The sequence below is a fragment of the Micromonospora sp. WMMD964 genome, assembly GCF_029581455.1.
Classification (GTDB): Bacteria; Actinomycetota; Actinomycetes; order Mycobacteriales; family Micromonosporaceae; genus Micromonospora.
Genome location: NZ_CP120860.1, coordinates 163,533 through 182,175, shown reverse-complemented (window position 1 = coordinate 182,175; position 18,643 = coordinate 163,533). Strand labels below are relative to the sequence as shown.

Annotated in this window: 20 protein-coding genes; 7 read left to right on the top strand and 13 right to left on the bottom strand. The window is 71.5% G+C overall.

Annotation, left to right across the window (positions count from 1 at the left end; genetic code table 11):
- Window positions 1-40 precede the first annotated feature (40 nt).
- From O7616_RS00845 to O7616_RS00825, 5 genes are all read right to left on the bottom strand, one after another.
- Entirely contained in the window at window positions 41-1,918 is a 1,878-nt protein-coding gene (locus O7616_RS00845) for an ABC transporter ATP-binding protein (RefSeq protein ID WP_282305245.1), read from the bottom strand.
- Window positions 1,915-3,771: an ABC transporter ATP-binding protein gene (locus tag O7616_RS00840; RefSeq protein ID WP_282305244.1), complete on the bottom strand. Its 1,857-nt coding sequence runs from the start codon at window positions 3,769-3,771 to the stop codon at window positions 1,915-1,917. The genes O7616_RS00845 and O7616_RS00840 overlap by 4 nt, the downstream gene beginning before the upstream one ends.
- 38 nt (window positions 3,772-3,809) lie before the next feature.
- Window positions 3,810-4,319, bottom strand: a complete 510-nt coding sequence (locus O7616_RS00835; protein WP_282264583.1) for a methylated-DNA--[protein]-cysteine S-methyltransferase — start codon at window positions 4,317-4,319, stop codon at window positions 3,810-3,812.
- Window positions 4,316-5,815, bottom strand: coding sequence for a DNA-3-methyladenine glycosylase 2 (locus O7616_RS00830; RefSeq protein WP_282305243.1), 1,500 nt, complete (start codon window positions 5,813-5,815; stop codon window positions 4,316-4,318). Before O7616_RS00830 ends, O7616_RS00835 begins: the two co-directional genes overlap by 4 nt.
- 78 nt (window positions 5,816-5,893) lie before the next feature.
- Window positions 5,894-7,291: an FAD-dependent oxidoreductase gene (locus O7616_RS00825; protein ID WP_282305241.1), complete on the bottom strand. Its 1,398-nt coding sequence runs from the start codon at window positions 7,289-7,291 to the stop codon at window positions 5,894-5,896.
- Between the two features lie 215 nt (window positions 7,292-7,506).
- On the opposite strand from O7616_RS00825, the gene O7616_RS00820 reads away from it, so the two are divergent.
- The 3 genes from O7616_RS00820 (at window position 7,507) to ychF (ending at window position 9,984) form a co-directional block, all read left to right on the top strand.
- A complete protein-coding gene (locus O7616_RS00820) occupies window positions 7,507-8,010 on the top strand; it encodes a hypothetical protein (protein ID WP_282305240.1) in 504 nt (167 codons plus the stop codon).
- Window positions 8,011-8,093: 83 nt separating this feature from the next.
- Window positions 8,094-8,828 (top strand): peptidase E, encoded by a 735-nt coding sequence (locus tag O7616_RS00815; RefSeq protein ID WP_282305239.1) that lies wholly within the window; start codon window positions 8,094-8,096, stop codon window positions 8,826-8,828.
- A gap of 70 nt (window positions 8,829-8,898) precedes the next feature.
- Complete coding sequence (gene ychF / locus O7616_RS00810) at window positions 8,899-9,984, top strand: redox-regulated ATPase YchF (protein ID WP_282264588.1); 1,086 nt, start codon at window positions 8,899-8,901, stop codon at window positions 9,982-9,984.
- Between the two features lie 95 nt (window positions 9,985-10,079).
- Here ychF and O7616_RS00805 read toward each other — a convergent pair whose 3' ends face one another.
- Complete coding sequence (locus O7616_RS00805) at window positions 10,080-10,637, bottom strand: DUF3592 domain-containing protein (RefSeq protein ID WP_282305238.1); 558 nt, start codon at window positions 10,635-10,637, stop codon at window positions 10,080-10,082.
- A 41-nt stretch (window positions 10,638-10,678) separates the two neighbouring features.
- On the opposite strand from O7616_RS00805, the gene O7616_RS00800 reads away from it, so the two are divergent.
- On the top strand, window positions 10,679-11,437 hold the full coding sequence (locus O7616_RS00800; protein ID WP_282305237.1) for a class I SAM-dependent methyltransferase: 759 nt from the start codon (window positions 10,679-10,681) through the stop codon (window positions 11,435-11,437).
- Window positions 11,438-11,463: 26 nt separating this feature from the next.
- On the opposite strand, the gene O7616_RS00795 is transcribed toward O7616_RS00800, so the two are convergent.
- Complete coding sequence (locus O7616_RS00795) at window positions 11,464-12,936, bottom strand: hypothetical protein (RefSeq protein ID WP_282305236.1); 1,473 nt, start codon at window positions 12,934-12,936, stop codon at window positions 11,464-11,466.
- 53 nt (window positions 12,937-12,989) lie between these two features.
- Window positions 12,990-13,358: a VOC family protein gene (locus O7616_RS00790; RefSeq protein WP_282305235.1), complete on the bottom strand. Its 369-nt coding sequence runs from the start codon at window positions 13,356-13,358 to the stop codon at window positions 12,990-12,992.
- 115 nt (window positions 13,359-13,473) lie between these two features.
- Here O7616_RS00790 and O7616_RS00785 point away from each other — a divergent pair, with 115 nt between their 5' ends.
- From O7616_RS00785 to O7616_RS00775, 3 genes are read left to right on the top strand one after another with little or no spacing between them, the layout of a single operon-like run.
- Window positions 13,474-13,932: an SRPBCC domain-containing protein gene (locus tag O7616_RS00785; RefSeq protein WP_282305234.1), complete on the top strand. Its 459-nt coding sequence runs from the start codon at window positions 13,474-13,476 to the stop codon at window positions 13,930-13,932.
- The gene (locus tag O7616_RS00780; protein ID WP_282305232.1) at window positions 13,929-14,279 is read left to right on the top strand and encodes a metalloregulator ArsR/SmtB family transcription factor; all 351 of its coding nucleotides are present in this window, start codon (window positions 13,929-13,931) and stop codon (window positions 14,277-14,279) included. The genes O7616_RS00785 and O7616_RS00780 overlap by 4 nt, the downstream gene beginning before the upstream one ends.
- A gap of 2 nt (window positions 14,280-14,281) precedes the next feature.
- On the top strand, window positions 14,282-14,725 hold the full coding sequence (locus O7616_RS00775; protein ID WP_282305231.1) for an SRPBCC domain-containing protein: 444 nt from the start codon (window positions 14,282-14,284) through the stop codon (window positions 14,723-14,725).
- A 69-nt stretch (window positions 14,726-14,794) separates the two neighbouring features.
- On the opposite strand, the gene O7616_RS00770 is transcribed toward O7616_RS00775, so the two are convergent.
- The 5 genes from O7616_RS00770 to O7616_RS00750 form a co-directional block, all read right to left on the bottom strand.
- Window positions 14,795-15,373: a hypothetical protein gene (locus tag O7616_RS00770; protein ID WP_282305230.1), complete on the bottom strand. Its 579-nt coding sequence runs from the start codon at window positions 15,371-15,373 to the stop codon at window positions 14,795-14,797.
- Between the two features lie 229 nt (window positions 15,374-15,602).
- Window positions 15,603-16,334 (bottom strand): class I SAM-dependent methyltransferase, encoded by a 732-nt coding sequence (locus tag O7616_RS00765; protein ID WP_282305229.1) that lies wholly within the window; start codon window positions 16,332-16,334, stop codon window positions 15,603-15,605.
- A gap of 228 nt (window positions 16,335-16,562) precedes the next feature.
- Window positions 16,563-16,925 carry a PH domain-containing protein gene (locus O7616_RS00760; RefSeq protein WP_282256748.1) on the bottom strand — a complete coding sequence of 121 codons (363 nt, stop codon included), beginning with the start codon at window positions 16,923-16,925 and terminating at the stop codon, window positions 16,563-16,565.
- 10 nt (window positions 16,926-16,935) lie between these two features.
- Window positions 16,936-17,691, bottom strand: coding sequence for a class I SAM-dependent methyltransferase (locus O7616_RS00755; RefSeq protein ID WP_282305228.1), 756 nt, complete (start codon window positions 17,689-17,691; stop codon window positions 16,936-16,938).
- On the bottom strand, window positions 17,688-18,572 hold the full coding sequence (locus O7616_RS00750) for a LysR family transcriptional regulator (protein ID WP_282305227.1): 885 nt from the start codon (window positions 18,570-18,572) through the stop codon (window positions 17,688-17,690). The genes O7616_RS00755 and O7616_RS00750 overlap by 4 nt, the downstream gene beginning before the upstream one ends.
- Between the last annotated feature and the right edge of the window lie 71 nt (window positions 18,573-18,643).

Below are 18,643 nucleotides of genomic sequence, written 5' to 3'. Positions count from 1 at the left end.
ATCGTAGGCACCTGCCGGGTGCCGGGCGACGTAGTTAGGGCTAGATCAGCGAGTCGCGCCACTGTCGGTGCAGGGCCGCGTACCGGCCGTCGGACTCGGCCAGCACGTCGGGTGGGCCGTCCTCGACGACGGTGCCGTCGTCGAGGACGAGCACCCGGTCGGCGGTCTCCACGGTGGAGAGTCGGTGCGCGATCACCAGGGCGGTGCGGTCGCGCAGGATGGTCCCGAGTGCCTGCTGGACCAACCGCTCGGTCGGTACGTCCAGGGACGACGTCGCCTCGTCCAGGATGAGCACCGTCGGGTCGGCGAGGAAGGCCCGGGCGAACGCGACGAGCTGCCGCTGCCCGGCGGAGAGCCGGCCGCCGCGTCGGTGCACCTGGGTGGCGTACCCCTCGGGGAGGGCGGCGATGAAGTCGTGCGCGCCGATCGCCCGGGCGGCGGCCTGGACCTCGGCGTCGTCGGCGCCGGGACGGCCGAAGCGGATGTTCTCCGCGACGGTCCCGCTGAAGAGGTGGTTCTCCTGCGTCACCAGCACCACCGCCCGGCGCAGGTCGGCGTCGCTCACGTCGCGCAGGTCCACCCCATCGAGCCGGACCGTGCCGGTGTCCGGGTCGTGGAATCGGGCGACCAGTTTGGCGATCGTCGACTTGCCCGCGCCGGTCGGTCCGATCAGCGCCACGGTCTGCCCGGCCGGCACGGTCAGCTCCAGCCCGCCGAGGATCGGGGTGTCCGCCCGGTAGCCGAAGGAGACCGCCCGGAAGGTCACCTCGCCGCACCCGGGCCCGGTCGGCAACGGTGTGGGTCGAGCCGGCTCGGCGACGGCCGGTCGTTCGTCGAGCACACCGGCCAGCTTCTCCAGGGCGGCGGTGGCAGATTGGAGCGAGTTGTAGAACTGGCTCAGCTCCTGCATCGGCTCGAAGAAGCGGCGCAGGTAGAGCAGGAACGCGGCGAGCACGCCGATCTCGGTCTGCCCACCGAGCACCCGCCAACCGCCGTAGCCGAGCACCACCGCCACGGTCACGTTGCCGATCAGCTTGATCGCGGGCGAGTAGGTGGCGATCAGCCGGAACGCGTGCAGGCTGGAGCGCCGGTAGTCGTCACCGAGCGCCACGAAGATCCGCTGGTTGCGCGGTTCCCGGCGGAACGCCTGCACCGCCCGGATGCCCCGCATGGATTCGACGAAGTGCACGATGACGAGCGCGACCGCGTCCCGGGTCCGCCGGTACGCGCTGGCCGACGACCGGGCGAACCAGCGGGAGAGCCAGAACAGGAACGGGAAGGCGAAGAGCGTCACGGCGGCCAGCGGCAGGTCCAGCCAGAGCAGGATGGCGGCCACCGACAGGATCGACAGCCCGGCCAGCACCAGGCTGTCGATGCCGCCGTCGACCAGTTCGGCGATGGAGTCCAGGTCACTGGTGAGCCGGGAGACCATCCGGCCGGAGGTGTACCGCTCGTGGAAACCCACCGACAGGCGCAGGAAGTGCCCGAACACCCGCTGCCGCAGCTCCAGCAGGACGGCCTGGCCGATCCGCGAGGAGAGGGTGAGGAATCCCCGGCGGGCCGCGTACTCGGTCACCGATGCCACCGCGAACGCCCCGGCGACGGCCGTCAGCGGGCCCGCGTCGCCGGCGCGCAGCGGCGTGATCGCCCGGTCGATCCCGATCATGACCAGGTACGGGCCGGCCATCGCCGCGGCGTTCTGGACCAGCAGCAGGCCGACCGCGGCGGCGAGTCGCCCCCGGTGCGGGCGCAGCAGGTCGGCCAGCAGGGCCCGGCTCAGCCCGCGCAGTCGAGCCACCGCCTCGGGTGAGGTGTCCTCGGCGCGACTCCGGTCGGCCTCCGGGTCGGTGGCGGTGCCCCGCCAGCGGGTCAGCTCCGGCTCCTCCTCCGGGGGGTCGGCCTGCGTCGGCACTGTCACGAGTGCACCAACCCCCAGCCGTCCGAAGCGGGCGGGCTCGACCCGGCGGCGCCGGACGGCGGCGCGTGCCCGGCGCGCGGCTCGGCGGCGAGCAGCGCTCGGTACGCCGGCACCCGGGTGAGCAACTCGGAGTGCCGCCCGATCGCCGTGATCCGCCCGTCTTCGAGCAGGGCGACCCGGTCGGCCAGCGCGATGGTCGACGGCCGGTGCACCACCAGCAGCGCGGTGCTGTCCCGCAGGACCCGGCGTAGCGCCGCCTCGACCAGCGCCTCGGTGTGCACGTCGAGCGCGGACAACGGGTCGTCCAACACCAGTACCGCCGGCCGGCCGAGCACCGCCCGCGCCAACGCGAGCCGTTGCCGTTGCCCGCCGGAGAGGGACAGCCCCTGCTCGCCCACGCGGGTGGCCAACCCCCACGGCAGGTCGTACGCGAAGTCCGCCTGGGCCAGCGCCAGGGCCGCCCGGACGTCGTGGTCGCCGGCGTCCGGGCGACCCAGGGTGAGGTTCTCCCGGACCGACATGGAGAAGAGCGTGGGCTCCTCGAACGCCACGCCGACCAGCCGGCGCAGCGATGCCAGCCGAAGCTCGCGCAGGTCGTGCCCGTCCAGGGTGATCCGTCCGGCGGTCACCTCGTGCAGCCGGGGCACCAGGGACAGCAGGGTGCTCTTGCCGCAGCCGGTGGCGCCCACCAGGGCCAGCGTCTCGCCCGGTTCGATGGTCAGGTCGATCTCGCGGAGCACCGGTGTGGTGGCGCCCGGGTAGCTGAACGCGACCCGTTCGAAGCGGAGTCGACCGTGGACCGCGTCGCGGGGCAGCGCGAGCGCGCCGGGTCGGTCCACGATCTGCGGTGGGGTGTCCAGCACCTCCTGGATCCGGTCGGCGGCGGTGGCGGCCTCCTGACCGTTGGCGATGATCCAACCCAGGGACTGCACCGGCCAGATGAGCATCAGCTGGAGGCTGACGAACGCGACCAGCTCACCGATGGTGAGGGCGCCCTCCGCGGCGGCGGCCGCCCCGGCCACCAGCACCACGCCCAGGGTCACGTTGGGCACCAGGTCGAGCAGCGCCGACGTGTTGGCCAGCAGCCGCCCCTTGCCGACGCCGGTGTCGTGCAGCCGCCGGGCGGCGCCGGCGAAGCGGGTGGCCTGTTCGGGCCCCCGGCCGTACGCCTTCATGGTGCGCAGGCCCTGGGCGGTCTCCTCGACCAGGGTCGCCACGTCGCCCTGCTGGTCCTGCATCCGCCGGGACGCGGCGTGGTAGTGCCGACCGAACCGGCGGCTGATCAGTAGCAGCGGCACGGCACTGGCCGCCACCAGCACCCCGAGCAGGGGGTGCAGATTGATCAGCAGCACGACCACGACCACGTAGGTGGTCAGGTTGAGCACCAGGAAGAACACGCCGAAGGAGAGGAACCGGCGGATCACCGACAGGTCGCTGGTGATCCGGGAGAGCAACTGGCCGGACTGCCAGCGGTCGTGGAAGCTCGTCGGCAACCGTTGCAGGTGGGCGTAGACGTCGGCGCGCAGCGCCGCCTCCATGCCGACCGCCGAGGAGGACTGCACCCACCGGCGGATGAAGATGAGCACCGCCTCGACCACGCCGAGCAGCAGTGCCAGGCCGCCGAGCTGGAGGAGCCCGCCGGGTTCGTGCCGGGCCACCGGGCCGTCCACCACCCGCTGCACCACGAGTGGTACGGCGATCCCGGCCGCCGTGCCGGCCAGCCCGGCGAGGAGCAGCCAGGCGAACTCGAGCGCGTACGGGCGCAGGTAGGGGCGCAGCCGCCAGAGGTTGTGCACGGGGTGGGTGCCCGCGGCGGCCCGGGCGGCCGGGTCGCCGTCGCTCTCCACAGGCACTACCAGACGGTAGCGTCTAACAGGTGTCGATGCCTCTGTCAGCTTGCTGTCAAGCGCCGTTCGTGGCCGAGGAGCCACCTCTTCACGTCCAGCCCCCAGCGGTAGCCACCGAGCGACCCGTCGGTGCGGAGCACCCGGTGGCAGGGCACGAACAGCGCCGCCGCGTTGCGGGCGCAGGCCGCCGCGGCGGCTCGCACCGCCGGTGGTCGACCGGCCAGTGCCGCGTACCCGGTGTAGGTGACCGGGGTGCCCGGCGGGACCGCACGCAGCACCTGCCAGGCGTGCGCCATGAACTCGCCGCCGGTGACCTGACGGACCGGCACCGCGTCGATCGCGGCGAGGTCACCGTCCAGGTAGGACCGCACGGCGACGCTCACCGGGCCGAGGTCGGCGCGCTGTCGTAGCGGCGCTCGCAGGGTCGGGTGGACCAGGGGCAGCAGCGTCGCCGGGTCCGCCGTGAAGCCGGCGGCCCGGACGTCGCCGTCCGGGCCGGCGAGGATGCTCAACGGGCCGGTCGGTGTGGTCAGGACGGTGCTGTCGATGCTCATGCGGCTCTCCAGAGTCTGATCGTGGCGTAGGACCGCCAGGGACGCCATCGCTCGGCGTACCCGTCGAGGGTCTTTCGGGTGTCGGGCAGGCCGAGCGCGGCGGCGCCGCGCCGGACCGCGAGGTCGGTGCTGAGCAGGATGTCCGGGTCGCCGAGGGCGCGCATGGCCAGGTAGTCGGCGGTCCACGGGCCGACGCCGGGCAGCGCGAGCAGCCGCCGCACGGCCTCCTCGCGATCCACGCCCGGCGCGAGGTCCAGAGCCCCGTCCACGACGGCCCGAGCCAACCCCCGCAGGGTCTCCCGCCGCGCCGCGGGCATCCCGAACGCCGCGTCCGGCAGACCCAACAGCTCCTCCGCGCTCAAAAACCCCCGCAGCGGCCCCGTCCCGGCCGCCCCACCCGGTTGATCATGGGGATGGCCTGGAATTCGATCTCCATTGGCCTCGTCAACCTCATGATCGACCTGGTGGGTCAGGAGGAGGCGGGTGAGGGTCTTCTTTGCCGCTCTCACCGAGACCTGTTGGCCGACGATGGCGCGCACGGCCATCTCGAAGCCGTCCACCGCGCGGGGGACCCGGACGCCGGGTTCGGCGGCGACCGCCGGAGCGAATGCCGGGTCCGGGGCCACTGTCGCGTCGATCGCGGTCGGGTCCGCGTCCAGGTCGAGCAGCCGACGGCACCTGGCCACCGCGGGCGCCAGGTCGCGCAGGTCGGTCAGCCGCAACGTCGCCGCCACGTGCCCGTCCGCGGGGGTCAGCGCCACCTCGCCGGTGCCGTGCGGCAACCGCAGACCCCGGTGGTACGTCCCGTCGCGAACCTCGTCCACCCCGGGCAGCGCCCGCACCGCGAGGAAGTCCAGCAGCGCCTGGGCGTGCAGCGGCGGGCGGTACGCGAGCCGCAGCGCGATGGTCCCCGCCCCGATCGCCGCCTGCTGGCGACCACGGGCCGCCCGCAGGTCCGACGGTGCGCTCGCGTACACCTCGCGGAGCGTGTCGTTGAACTGCCGCACGCTGCCGAAGCCCGCGGCGAACGCGATCTCGGCCATCCCGAGGTCGGTCGTCTCGATCAGGATGCGGGCGGTCTGCGCCCGTTGGGCCCGGGCCAGCGCGAGCGGACCGGCGCCCATCTCGGCGCTCAGCATCCGGTGCAGGTGCCGCTCGGTGTAGCCGAGGCGCGAGGCCAGCCCCGGTACGCCCGCCCGGTCGACCACCCCGTCGGCGATCAACCGCATCGCCCGGCCGACCACGTCCGCGCGGATGTCCCACTGCGGTGAGCCGGGTGCGGCGTCCGGTCGGCAGCGGCGGCAGGCGCGCAATCCGGCGCCCTGCGCGGCGGCGGCCGACGGGAAGAACCGGACGTTCTGTCGCTTCGGGGTGATCGCTGGGCAGGACGGTCGGCAGTAGATGCCGGTGGACGTCACGCCGGTGTAGAACCAGCCGTCGAACCGCTGGTCACGGCTGTCCACGGCTCGGTAGCACCGCTCGAAGTCCATCTCCATGCTCCCGATGATGCCCCGCCCGATGGACCGTCGGCTGGCGGGAATCGGACCTGGGTGTGTCGCTGTGCGGGGCCGCTGTCAACGGGGGCGTCGACGGCGGCGGTGCGGCTGGCCGGACCCGGTGGGCTGGGCGGACCGGGCCGACCGGGTGGCGCGTTGCGGCTGGCCGGTCAGCAGGGCCGGGCGGAACACGCCGTCCGGGTCGTACCGTTTCCACAGCCGCCGCACCCGGGCCCCGGTCTCGCCCGGGTAGATCCGGGCGAACGCGGCCGGGCCGGGTCGGCTCTCGAAGTTGACGTACGCCCCGTCGGCGCGGGCGCCGATCGCCCGCCAGGCGGCGTCCAACGCCCCGGCGCCCTGCGGGGGGAACACCGAGGCGACCACCATCGTGTCCTGGTGGCGATGCGGGTACGCGGTCGCGTCGGAGGGGACGTCGTTGACCGCCCCGCCCAGCGAGCGGAGTTGCACCACCGCCCGTCCCGGCCCGGTCACCGCTCGCATCACGGCCCGCGCGCCCGCGTCGTCCAGGTCGCGGAACAGACCGTTGGTCGTCGTGCCGCGCTGCTGCCCGACGTTCGGGTGCAGGTGTGCGGTCGGCACCAGTGTCGGGTAGGGCAGCAGGTCGGTCCGGTGTTCGAGCACCCGGCCGATGGCGAGCAGCGGCTCCACCGCGGGTCGGGCCCGACGCAGGCTCTCGGCGGCCACCACGGCGGTGATGGACATGAGGGCCGAGCGGCCCTCGGCGTACACCACGGCGGCTGCGGACAGCTCCCGTGGAGCCTGCGCGAGGTAGCTCGTCCACTCCCGGACGGTGCCCCCGTCCGGGCGCGCCTCGACGACCAGTTGCGCCACGCCGACATTGCGCTGCTCGACGGCCTCGATCTCGAAGGCCACCACGATCCCGGCTCCCGCTCCCGCGCCCCGGACCAGCCAGAACAGCTCCGGTTCGTGGTCGGCGTCGGCGCGTACCAGCGTCCCGTCGGCGAGGACCACCTCGACCGCGCGGACGCGGTCGACGGTGAGGCCGTGGGCGCGGACCAGCCAGCCGACACCACCGCCGGTGGCCAGGCCGCCGACACCGACACCGCCGTGGTCGCCCGAGCTGATCACCAGGCCGTACGGGGCCAGCGCCTTCGCCACGTTCGCCCAGCGGGCACCGGCCTCGACCCGGACCAGCCCGGCCCGCTCGTCCAGCACCCGCACCTGATTGAGCATGGACAGGTCGATGACCACGCCGCCGTTGTTGGAGGAGGCGCCGGAGAAGCCGTGCCCGCCGCTGCGTACGGCGATGGGCAGCCGCTGCTCCCGCGCGTAGCGCAGTGCGTCGACCACCTGCGCGGTGGTCTTCGGCAGCAGGACGGCGGCCGGCGACGCCGAGGTGGTGTACGTCGAGCGCAGCTGCGCGTACCGGCGGTCGCCGGGTGTGACGATCTGCCCCCGCAGCGAGTCGGGCACCCGGGCCATGGCGGTGGTCATCGGTGTCCCCGCCGCTCGGGCCTCGGGTGTCCGGGATCGGTCATGGCCCAAGGATGAGCGGGCACACCGCCCCCGACAAATCCCGTGGACCGGTACGTCCTGTTCGTGGCTCCCCGTACGGAAGCGCGGGCGGGAAGGTGACTGGGATCTCCCGACCGGAAGTGTCGGTCGTGGCGGGTACCGTCCGGCCACCAACTCAAGAAGGGGTGCGGCGGATGGCGAGCGTGGCGGGTTGGGCGGCGGCGTCGACATCGGGTGCGTTCCCGCCGTTGCCCCGCGCTGTGGTGCAGTCCTTCTATCGACGGATGCGGGCGGTCGCGCCGGCCGCCGTGGGCGCCATCGAACGGGACCGGGCGGGCGACCCCGAGCGGGCCTTCTCCGACACCGCGTGCGGCCGGTTGGCTGGTTCGCTCGACGATGCGGGCCTACGGGCGCTCGGGATGTGGACGCATCACTGGTGCATGCGCTTCTACGACGACGACACCCGCGTCGGCCGACGGCTGGTTCGGGAGATCGCCGACCGGCCGGGGTTGGGCTGGACGGCCGACGAGGTGCGGTGGATGCTGCGCGAGTCGGCCTCGGCGGGCCCGGCCGCCGCCGACCGGTTCACCCTTCCCCACGCCGCCGCTGGGCAACTACCCCCGGCGGACCGACCGGCCCTCACCTGCTGGCCCGAGGTCGAGGTGCCCCGCCAACGCCGACCGGAGGGGTCCCGGTGACCGTCGGGGCACGGTCGCGGCCTGCGGGGTGTGCCGGCTGAGGCAGGATGGACGCCGCACCGCCCCGACGGAAGGACGTCCCGATGCCCGCCAGCGAGCCGACCATCATCGCCACCAGCATGGGCTTCTTCCGGGGTGACCGGGGCCCCTACGACATGCGCCCCGGCCCGGTCTTCGACCTGGCGGCCGAGCTGGCCGAGGCGGGTCCGCAACCGCGGGTGTGCTACCTCGGGCAGGCCGTCGGCGACCAGCCCACCTCGCTGACCGCTGTCTACGGCGCCTTCGCCGACACCCGGTTCCGGCTGTCGCACCTCGCCCTGTTCCCGATGCCGAACGTCGAGGACATCCGCGCCCACCTGCTCGCTCAGGACGTGATCTGGGTCGGCGGCGGCAGCGTGGCGAACCTGGTCGCCGTCTGGCGGGTGCACGGGCTCGACGAGATCCTGCACGAGTGCTGGCAGGCCGGCGTGGTGCTGGCCGGTGTCTCCGCCGGCTCGATCTGCTGGCACGTCGGCGGTGCCACCGACAGCTTCGGCCCCCGGCTGCGCGGCTTCACCGAGGGCCTGGGCTGGCTGCCGTACGGCAACGGGGTGCACTACGACAGCGAGGGCCAGCGCCGCCCACTCATGCACGAGCTGGTCGGTGACGAGACGCTGCCGACCAGCCACTGCACCGACGACGGAGTCGGCCTGGTCTACCGGGGCACCCGGCTGGTCGAGGCGATCGCGGACCGCGAGGGTGTCTCGGCGTACGAGGTCAGCCGCGGTGCGGACGGCAGCGTCCGGGAGGCGGTCATCGCCCCCCGCCTGCTCGGCTGAGCGGCGGCGGTCGGGCCGAGTCGGAGGCGCGTGGGTCGACCCGACCGGCACCCGCGTAAGCTGGCTGGTCGTGAGTCTCTCCATCGGCATCGTCGGCCTGCCCAACGTCGGCAAGAGCACGCTTTTCAACGCGTTGACCAAGAACGACGTGCTGGCGGCGAACTACCCGTTCGCCACCATCGAGCCCAACGTCGGCGTGGTCGGTCTTCCCGACGAACGACTGGGCAAGCTGGCCGAGATCTTCTCCTCGCAGAAGGTGCTGCCCGCCCCGGTGTCGTTCGTCGACATCGCCGGCCTGGTCCGCGGCGCATCGAAGGGGCAGGGCCGGGGCAACGCCTTCCTGGCGAACATCCGGGACGCCTCGGCGATCTGCCAGGTCGTCCGGGCCTTCTCCGACCCGAACGTGGTGCACGTCGACGGCAAGATCTCCCCGGCCGACGACATCGAGACGATCAACACCGAGCTGATCCTCGCCGACCTGCAGACCCTGGACAAGGCGCTGCCCCGGCTGGAGAAGGAAGCCAAGCTCCGCAAGGACCGGGCCGTCGCGGTCGCCGCCGCGAAGGCCGCCATCGAGGTGCTCGACGGCGGCACCACGCTCTACTCCGGGGCCGCCGCCGCCAAGATCGAGCTGGAGCACCTGCGCGAGCTGCACCTGCTCACCACCAAGCCCTTCCTGTACGTCTTCAACGTCGACGAGGCCGAACTGGCCAACGAGGCGTTCCTCGACGAACTGCGTGCCCTGGTCGCGCCCGCCGAGGCCGTCTTCATGGACGCCAAGATCGAGTCCGAGCTGGTGGACCTGCCCGAAGAGGAGGCCCGCGAGCTGCTGGAGTCGATCGGCCAGAACGAGCCCGGCCTCAACCAACTCGTCCGCGTCGGCTTCCGCACCCTCGGTCTCCAGACGTACCTCACGGCCGGCCCCAAGGAGGCACGCGCCTGGACCGTCCCGATCGGCGCCACCGCGCCGGAGGCCGCGGGTGTCATCCACAGCGACTTCCAGCGCGGCTTCATCAAGGCCGAGGTGGTCTCGTACCACGACCTGGTCGAGCACGGCTCGATGGCGTCGGCCAAGGCGGCGGGCAAGGTCCGCATCGAGGGCAAGGAGTACGTCATGCAGGACGGCGACGTCGTGGAGTTCCGCTTCAACGTCTGAAACCAGCCTGTTCCCGCAGGTCAGCCGGTTGGTCCGCTTCGACGTCCGACTCTGAACACCCGACGAGTCATCCGGCGTGTGGTCGGGGTGGCTGGTCAGCGGCGGCTCGGCTTGTGCTTCGTCACGCCTCCGCCGTTGCGGAACTGTCGTCGGCGCTGTTCTCGTTGCTGCGACTGCCAGTCGCGTCGTCGGCGGTCCCGTCGTCGCCCGAGGAAGCGGCCGACGGCGGCGGCCAGCATCGTGCCGGACAGGGCCAGACCTGCCGCCCCGACCACGCCCTGCAGTCGGCCGCGATGCCCGCTCAACGTCCCGAAATCGGTCACGAAGTCCTCCGGGTCATCGGGGTCGACCCAGATCCGCACTGACGTGTCGGCCGGGAGGCAGACCTCCCAGCAGCCGACCTCGGCCCGATGCGGCACCCCGGCGACCTGGTAGCGCAGATGCATCGTGCGGCTGTTGCGGGCCTTGTACACGGTCTCGTGGATGACCGCCTGGACGGGCACGCCGTCGGCCCGCAGCCGGGTCGCCCAGGCTTCCTGGTCATCGAAGGTCTTCAGGGGCAGCCACATCATGGCCATCCCGGTCACGATGCCGAGCAGGTAGGCGGGGTAGCGCCTTCGCCACCAGCTCCGCACGATCTTCACGACGGTCATCGTCGCAGTCGACGTCCAGTGACCGGGGGTAGGTTGAGCCCATGACGGGACAGCTGCTGCGATCGTCGTTCGGCACGGCGGCTGCCGCGTACGCCGAGCACCGCCCGGACTACGCGCAGGCCGCGGTGCGATGGGCGCTTGAGGTCGCGCCCGGCCAGCGCGTGCTCGACCTCGGCGCCGGTACCGGCAAGCTGTCCGCCACACTGCTCGCGGTGGGCGTGGACGTCGTCGCGGTCGAGCCCGACCCGGCGATGCTCACCGAGCTGCGCCGCGCACTGCCGACCGTTCGTGCGCTACCGGGTAGCGCCGAGGCCATCCCGTTGCCGGACGCGTCAGTCGACGCCGTGTTGGCCGGCAACGCCCTGCACTGGTTCGACATGGCCGTCGCGGGGCCGGAGATCACCCGGGTCCTCGCCCCCGGAGGCGTCCTGGCCGGCCTGTGGAACGTCATGGACGACCGGGTCGACTGGGTTGCCGACCTCGAACGGGTCAGCGGAAGCGCGGCCATCGGCCCGCGTGACACGTTGAGTGCCTGGCCGACGGCGACAGCGGACCTGCTCGGTCCGGTCGCCCGGCTCGGGGCGTCGGAGCAGGCCGAGTTTCCGCACGTGCAGCGCCGCACCGCCGATTCTCTCGTCGCCACGCTCGCGACCCGGGCGGGGATGCTGGTCATGCCGGATCCGGACCGGGAGGCCGTGCTCGGCCGCGTTCGCGCCTTCCTCGGGAGCAGGCCGGAAACCGCCGAGGGCGAGTTCGCCCTGCCGATGCTGACCGGTGTGCTGCGCGCTCGGCGGCAGTGACGGCCGCTGGGAACCCGCCTGCGGGCTCAGGTCACTGCCGCTCTGCGGAACCGTCGTGGCGGTAGCGCGGACCGGAGCTTGTCGGCTGCGTGGGTGAAGTCCGAGATGGTGGTAACGCAACCGTGGCCGACGTGGGCGAGCCAGAGTGCGTCGTCGCCTTCGACGACGAGCGCCTGGGCCAGCGGGACGGTGTGCACGTCGCCCTCGCCGTCCACCGTGGATATGGCATCGGTGCCGATCACCATCGAGCCCTTGTTGCCGAACCGCTTCCTGAGGGCCGGCCGGACCACGTCGCCTGCCGGCACGAAACGGGTGCTGGGGCAGGAGGCGTCGCCGACGCCGGGAAGGTCTGGTCGCGATCCGTATGGCACGACGATCATGGCGGAGGAGAGCCAGCCCGACATGATGTCCCGCGTCGCTGCCGGAGAGAGCCCGTCCGGTTCGGTGAGCGGATCCGTGAGGTAGTGCTCGGTGGTGCCGAACAACTCCCAGTGGACAGCGGATTCGAGCTTTTGGATCGGCCGCATCCAGGCCATCGCGTCGTACGTCGGCACGAGGGCCGCGGGTAGGGGCGCGGTCCGGGTCGCCTCCAGGTCGGCCATGTCGGCCGGGTCGAGCCCGTCGTGCACCAGTCTCCGTAGCTCGGCCCAGAGCAGTTCCGCCGCCGCCGCGGCGTCGAACCGCCTGGCTTTCGTCGGGCTGATCCTGATGCCGAGTTCGTGCCGTGTGCCGTCGACGACCTCGGCCATGAGTTCGGCGAACGGGGCGATCCCGGCCCGCTGCACCGCCGGGTCGACGCGCGATTTCAGCGCGGACATCAGCAGGAGGGCTTCCACGCTGGGCGCGGAGCCGACGACCAGCGCGACACCGTGCACCTCGTCGGCGTACCAGACCGGGCCCGACTGGTGGTTCAGGAGGCGTGTGTCGTGGTCTACGCGGGGTCCGGCGGGCAGTAGCAGTCGCATCGCCGGAGGCGCTTCGGCGGTGGTGGCGAGAACGGCGTTGCCGCTGGTGAAGAATCTGCCCACATGCTGTCTGATCTCGTCGGTCGTGAAGAGCCGGTAGTCCACGGCGGGCCAGCGCGCCAGGCCGTGCCCGCGCGGCCCGAACCGCCGTGCGAGCAGTGATCCCCACGGGTCGAGCACGCCCTTGTCGATGTCGGACACGTCCCGGTCGTCCGCGTCGACGTCCGCGACGGCGTCGGGCAGGTCCATCGGCGGAAGATGGGTGATTGTCGAGCAGACGGTGGTGAAGTGCTCCGCGATCTGCGCGGGTGTGCCGGCGGCGACGAACGAGGTCTCGTTCACCCAGGTGTCGTTCGCGTACTTCTCCGCGATGTACGGGTCGGCCCGGTCCAGCAGATGATGCACCAGATGGTTCAGGCCGATGGAGTCGAGCGCCTCGTCGCGGGTGCCACAGCCGAAGGTCAACGATGCGCCCAGCACGCCCGGCAGATCGTGTTCGAAGACCGTGACTCCGTCCATCTCCGCACGCCGCATGCGCGGATCGTATGGTGGCCGGTCAAGCCGGCCGGCCACCATACGACAGGGGCCTACTGCTCGGCCCAGACGCCCAGCTCGTTGCCGCTGGGGTCGGTGAAGTGGAACCGCCGGCCACCGGGGAACTCGTACGGCCCGTCGACCACCTGACCGCCGGCGTCCTTGACCGCCCGCACCGACCGGTCGAGGTCGGCCGAGAAGAGCAGCACCAGCGGACCGCCGGCGCGTACGGTCTCGTCGAGGCGCAGACCGCCGACCTCGGAGTCACCCTGCGGGCTGCGGATGCCCGCGTACCCCGGGCCGTAGTCGTTGAACTGCCAGCCGAACGCCTCGGTGTAGAAGCTCTTGGCCTCGGCGAGGTCTTTCACCGTGAGCTCGACGTAGTCGATGGCGTGGTGCTGGTGCGGAGTCGTCTCAGACATGCTCGGCATTCTCCGACCCGGGTACGACGAATCCACGACATGCAACAAAAGGTTGCGCAATGGGGGGCTGTCGTCGTAGGTTGAGTGCAACCAAAGGTTGCGAAAGGGTGAGGGTATGGAACAGGGAACGATCGAACGCGACATCCACGTCGACGCGTCACCCGAGGTGGTCTTCGAGGTGGTCAGCCGACCGGAGCACATGCGGGAGTGGTGGCCGGACGACGCGCGGTTCGAGTCGGTCGCGGGCGCGCCGGGCGAGCTGGTCTGGCGCAACGCTGACACCGGCGAGACGACGACCGTCGCCCTCGCCGTGGTCGAGGTCGACCCGCCGAAACGATTCTCCTTCCGGTGGTGCTTCACCGACGAGGGCCGGAACGGGCAGGCGTTGCTCGTCACCTTCGACCTGGCAGCCAGCGGTGCGGGCACCCGGGTCCGCATGACCGAGACCGGATTCCGCGAGATGGGCTGGGAGATCGCCGTCCTGGAGGAGCAGTACCGCGACCACGAGAACGGCTGGGACCACTACATGCCCAGGCTGGGCACGTACGTCGCGCGGCTGGTCGCCACCCCGTGAGTACGGCGGTCGACGACGAGCTGTGGTCCGCGATCGGCGACCCCACCCGTCGTACCATGATCGATCTTCTGCTCGCCGACGGGCCGGGCACTGCGACGTCGCTGAGCAGGCGGCTGCCCGTCACCCGCCAGGCCGTCGCGAAACACCTGGCCGTCCTGGATCGGGTGGGGCTGATCCACGGCGAGCCGGCCGGCCGTGAGCGTCACTACCAGGTCGACGAGGCGCAGCTCGCCCGCGCGGTCGCCCAGCTGTCGGCGGTGGGCGCGACCTGGGACGCCCGTCTGCGCCGGATCAAGCGGATCGCCGAGGCGATCGAACGCGACCGCCACAACAGCGAAGGAGAATGAGAATGATCGACATTCTGCATCGGGTGGGTGTCGTCGCTCCGCTCGGCGACGTCTACCGCGCGCTGGCGACCCCGGAGGGAATCGCCGGCTGGTGGACCACCGACACGGTGGGTAAGAGCGAGGTCGGCGGGCAGTTGACCTTCCGGTTCGGCGACGTCGGCGGCTTCGACATGGAGGTCCTGGAGCTGGATCCCGCCGGCCGGGTGCGGTGGCGGGTTGTCGAGGGCCCCGAGGAATGGATCGGCACCGAGGTCGACTGGCGTCTCGACCAGCGCGGCGAGTACACGATCGTCCAGTTCTCGCACGAGGGTTGGCGCGAGCCGGTCGAGTTCATGCACCACTGCAGCACCAAGTGGGCGCTGTTCCTGATGAGCCTCAAGGAACTCGTCGAGACGGGGCGCGGCAGGCCCGCGCCGGACGACGTCCGGATCAGCGACTGGCACTGATCTCGGTGACGGCTGAATCGTCAGGGTGGGGCGCCCGGCCATCTCTTTGGTGGCGCCTCACTCCACGGCTCAGTAGAGCTGTGGCGGCAGGCCCTTGCGGTCCACGACGGCCCGTACCTGCGCCTCCCACTTGAAGATCAGATCGTTCCACTCGGGCGAGTCGAAGTAGTTCTCGATCGACTCGTCGAGGTCGAACTCGGGCATGTACATGCCGACGACGCCCTGCTGGAGCAGCCCCTCCTCAAGGACGTCCTTCTCGCGCAGGATAAGGATCGGCAGGCCGAGCTGGTATGCCATCGCCGGTTCGATGTGTGACCAGGGGCTTGTCAGCCAGGTGTCGTCCAGCCGGTAGCTCTTCAGGCCCGCGAGGTTCGTCCGGAAGTTACCGCTGCCCGTCTCGATGTACGTTCGTCTCAGGGCGATCGTGATGAGCCCGTTCGACTCCAACATCAGCCGCCGGATCGCCTTCAGCGGGGCGTCCATGTCGTAGTCCGTGACGCCCAGGGTGCGCGGGGCGAACCCTCGAGAGTCGAGGTACGTGCACAACCGGTCGATGAATACGGCCTGCTCCCGCATGCACGGCTTGGGATAGCTCAAGAAAACGGAGATCTTGAAGCGACCCCGGCTGCCTTTCGTCTCCGCTGCCATCACCCTCCCTGCGGCGAACAACCGTGAGCCGGGCGGAGGTCGATCGAGTGACCTGGCCCAGGGAGAGCGATTCTAGGTTCGTGACGCGAAGTGGCGCGGCCCGCTGTCGGCAGCCCGACTGCCGGGCCGGTCCTGGGTCGTCGGAGGAGATCGACTCGGGTTCCTCGAAGTCGCGGCGTCGTCGTGGCGATGACACACCGACTTTCCGGAACCCGAGTCGATCACACCGCTACTCCGCCCGGTAGACGGAGATGTGCGACGGGCTGTCGGCCTGGAACGGTCGCCGTTGCCAGTCGGCGTACCGTTCGGTGAGCCGGAGCCCCGCCCGCTGCGCCATCGCGTCGATCTGGTGCGGCCAGGCGTACCGCATGGCGAACGGCTTCAGGTGCACACCATCACTGTCGAAGGTGATGGTCTGCCTGATGAACCGCTGCGCCGGCCGGTCGTAGGAGTGCAGCCGGATCGTTGCGGAGTCCTCGGCCACGTCCCACACCTGCACCTGCTCGTCGGAGTCGAAGCTGCGCGGGTCGGGCACGAACGTCTCGATGACGAACGCGCCACCGGGCGACAGGACCCGGGCGACGTTACGGAAGCAGTCCGCCTGTCGCTCGGCGTCGACCAGGTTGAACAGCGTGTTGAAGACGAGGTACGCCAGCCGGAACTCACCCGGCACCGGTACGTCGGCCATGTCGGCGATGACCACCGGAATCCGGTCGCCGCCGGGCTTGGCCCGCAACTGGGCCACCATCTCCTCGGACGCCTCCACGCCGTGCACGGTGAGACCACGCTCGGCCAGTGGAAGCGCGACGCGGCCGGTGCCGATCGCCAGTTCGAGTACCGGACCACCGTCGGCCAGGTCGGCCAGGAAGTCCACCGCCGGTATCGGGTCGGGGTTGCCTGGGCCGTCGTAGTCGGCGGCCCACAGCCGGCCGAAGAGGCCGGGATCGTCGAAGACCGACATCAGCGGCCTCCGCAGGTGGTGTCAGTGGCGCGCGGCGGCGCCGTGGTCGGGGGAACAGATCTGCTCACGAAGTCTCGATTCCTCGGTGCGATTGACGTCGGGTCGGAGGCACTTCGTCGTAGCGGGCATGGCGCTGCTCCCTTCGCGTGACCGTCGACCGAGGACACCAGAGACGCTGCGGGCCCGGCAAGGCATTTACGCCGGCCGGGCCCGCAGCGGGACGTCAGGTCAGGAGATGTGGTGCAGGATCACGTTGTGCACGTGGTGACTCTTCTGCGCACCACGGAACTCCACCTCGTAGGTGTGCGTGCCGACGTGGATCGCGATCGACCCGGTGGAGAAGAACGACCCACCCCAGGACTTGTTGCTGACCACGCTCACGCTCGTGATCTTCGAGTACGGGATGCTGGTGATCGCGAACCGCTTTCCGACGAAGGACCGGTCCTGGATGATCACGCGGCGGTCGGTCAGCCCGATGAACCCGGTGCCCGTGCCGACGGCGTCGTAGACGGCGATGATCTGCTCACCGTCGAGGAGGCCACTCTCGATCTGCTGGACCTGCTCTTTGCGGTCGTACGCGATGTTCGCCATGCGTCCCAGGCTAGAAAACCGGTGCCAGCCTGCCGGCCCGGGCGAGGACCACGAACTCGCCGTCGCCGTGGCCGACGGGCTCGTGACGCCAACCGCCGTAGACACGATCCACCACGAAACCTGCCCTGGTCAGAGACTCACGCAGCTCCGCCTCGGTGCGGAACCGCAGGGTCGCCGAGCTGACCAACCGCTCGCCGTCGGCGAAGTGGTAGTGGTGGGTGAAGTCGACCACTCCGGCGCGTACCCCGGTGACAGCGGTCCACGCGCGGACCTCGCCGCCGCCCGGCAGGGTGATCAGCCGCCGCGAATCCACCGGGTTCCACAGCTCCCAGCGGCGGTCCGCCGGGTCGCGGGCGTCGAACACCAACCGGCCGCCGGGCACGAGCGCACGGCGCAGGTCGGCGAGGGTACGCGCCCACTCCGCGTCGTCCACGAAGAACTGCGCCACGTGGCTGGTCAGCACCGCCACGTCGAACACCCCGCTCGGCAGCACTGCCGAGGTGCCCTCGACCCAGGTCACCGACTCGCCACCGGGACGGGCGCGGGCGGCGGCCACTGACGCGCCGGCCGGGTCGACGCCGGTGACGGTGTGACCGGCGGCGGCGAGGGCGACGGTCAACCGGCCGGTGCCGCAGCCGAGGTCGAGCACCCGGGCTGCCGGAGTCTCACCCACCACCGCCCGGAAGAAGTCGTCGTCCGGCCCCCACCGGCACTCCGCGTCGTAGACCTCGACCAGGCGGGGATGCTGGAACTCGCCGTGCCTCACGGCGCGTTCGCGTCGGTCGCGGCGCGGACGAACTCGCGTACCCGGGTGGTGGTGTTGCTGGGCAGCCAGACCGGCCCCCGTTCGATCGGTGGCGCGTCGTGGATGGGCACGTACGCCACGTCGGGGCGTGGGTAGTAGCGCCGCGTGTGCTCACCCACCGGCAGTACGCCTCGGCCCAGCGCGACCAGCGACAGCATCTCGGAGAAGGTGTTCCCGGCCGGCCCCTTCGGTACCGGGCGGCCGGTCGGGGTGCGCTCCGGAGTGCGATCGCGCTTGAACTCCACCGAGGTCACCGCCGGGTACTGCACCACCGGATGGTCGGCGAGCACCTCCAGCGACACGGACCGTTCCCGGGTGAGCGGGTGACCCGCCGCCACCGCCAGCGCCCGACCCTCGGAGAGCAACGCCGGGCCGGTGGCCATCCCGTCGAACGGGAACGAGGCGATCAGCACGTCCGTCGAGCCGTCGAGCAGCCCGGAGCGGGTGGTGGACAGCTGTGCCTCGTGCACCTCCACCCGACAGTCCGGATGCCGTTCGCCGAACAGTGCCACGGCCCGGAGCAGCACCGGTGCCGTCCACTCGCCGAGGAACGCCACCCGGAGCTTCCCGGTGACGCCTCGGCCCGCGTCGACCGCCCGGCGGACGGCCTCGTCCATGCCGGCGACCAGCGGGGCCAGATCGTCGGCGAGTTGCCGGCCGATCGGGGTGAGCTGGACGACCCGGCTGGTACGGGCGAACAGCGGTGCGCCGATCCGGCGCTCCAGCCTCTTCACGATGTGGCTGACGCGACCGGTGCTGACGGTCAGCCGCTCGGCGGTACGGCCGAAGTGCAGCTCCTCCGCGAGCGTCAGGAACGTCTCGACCTCGTACCGCTCCAGCACATCGCTCCCACCGTTGACCTGTGGGCAACGATCGTAGCGGCATCGGGTCTTGGTCGGCGTACCTCGTTCGG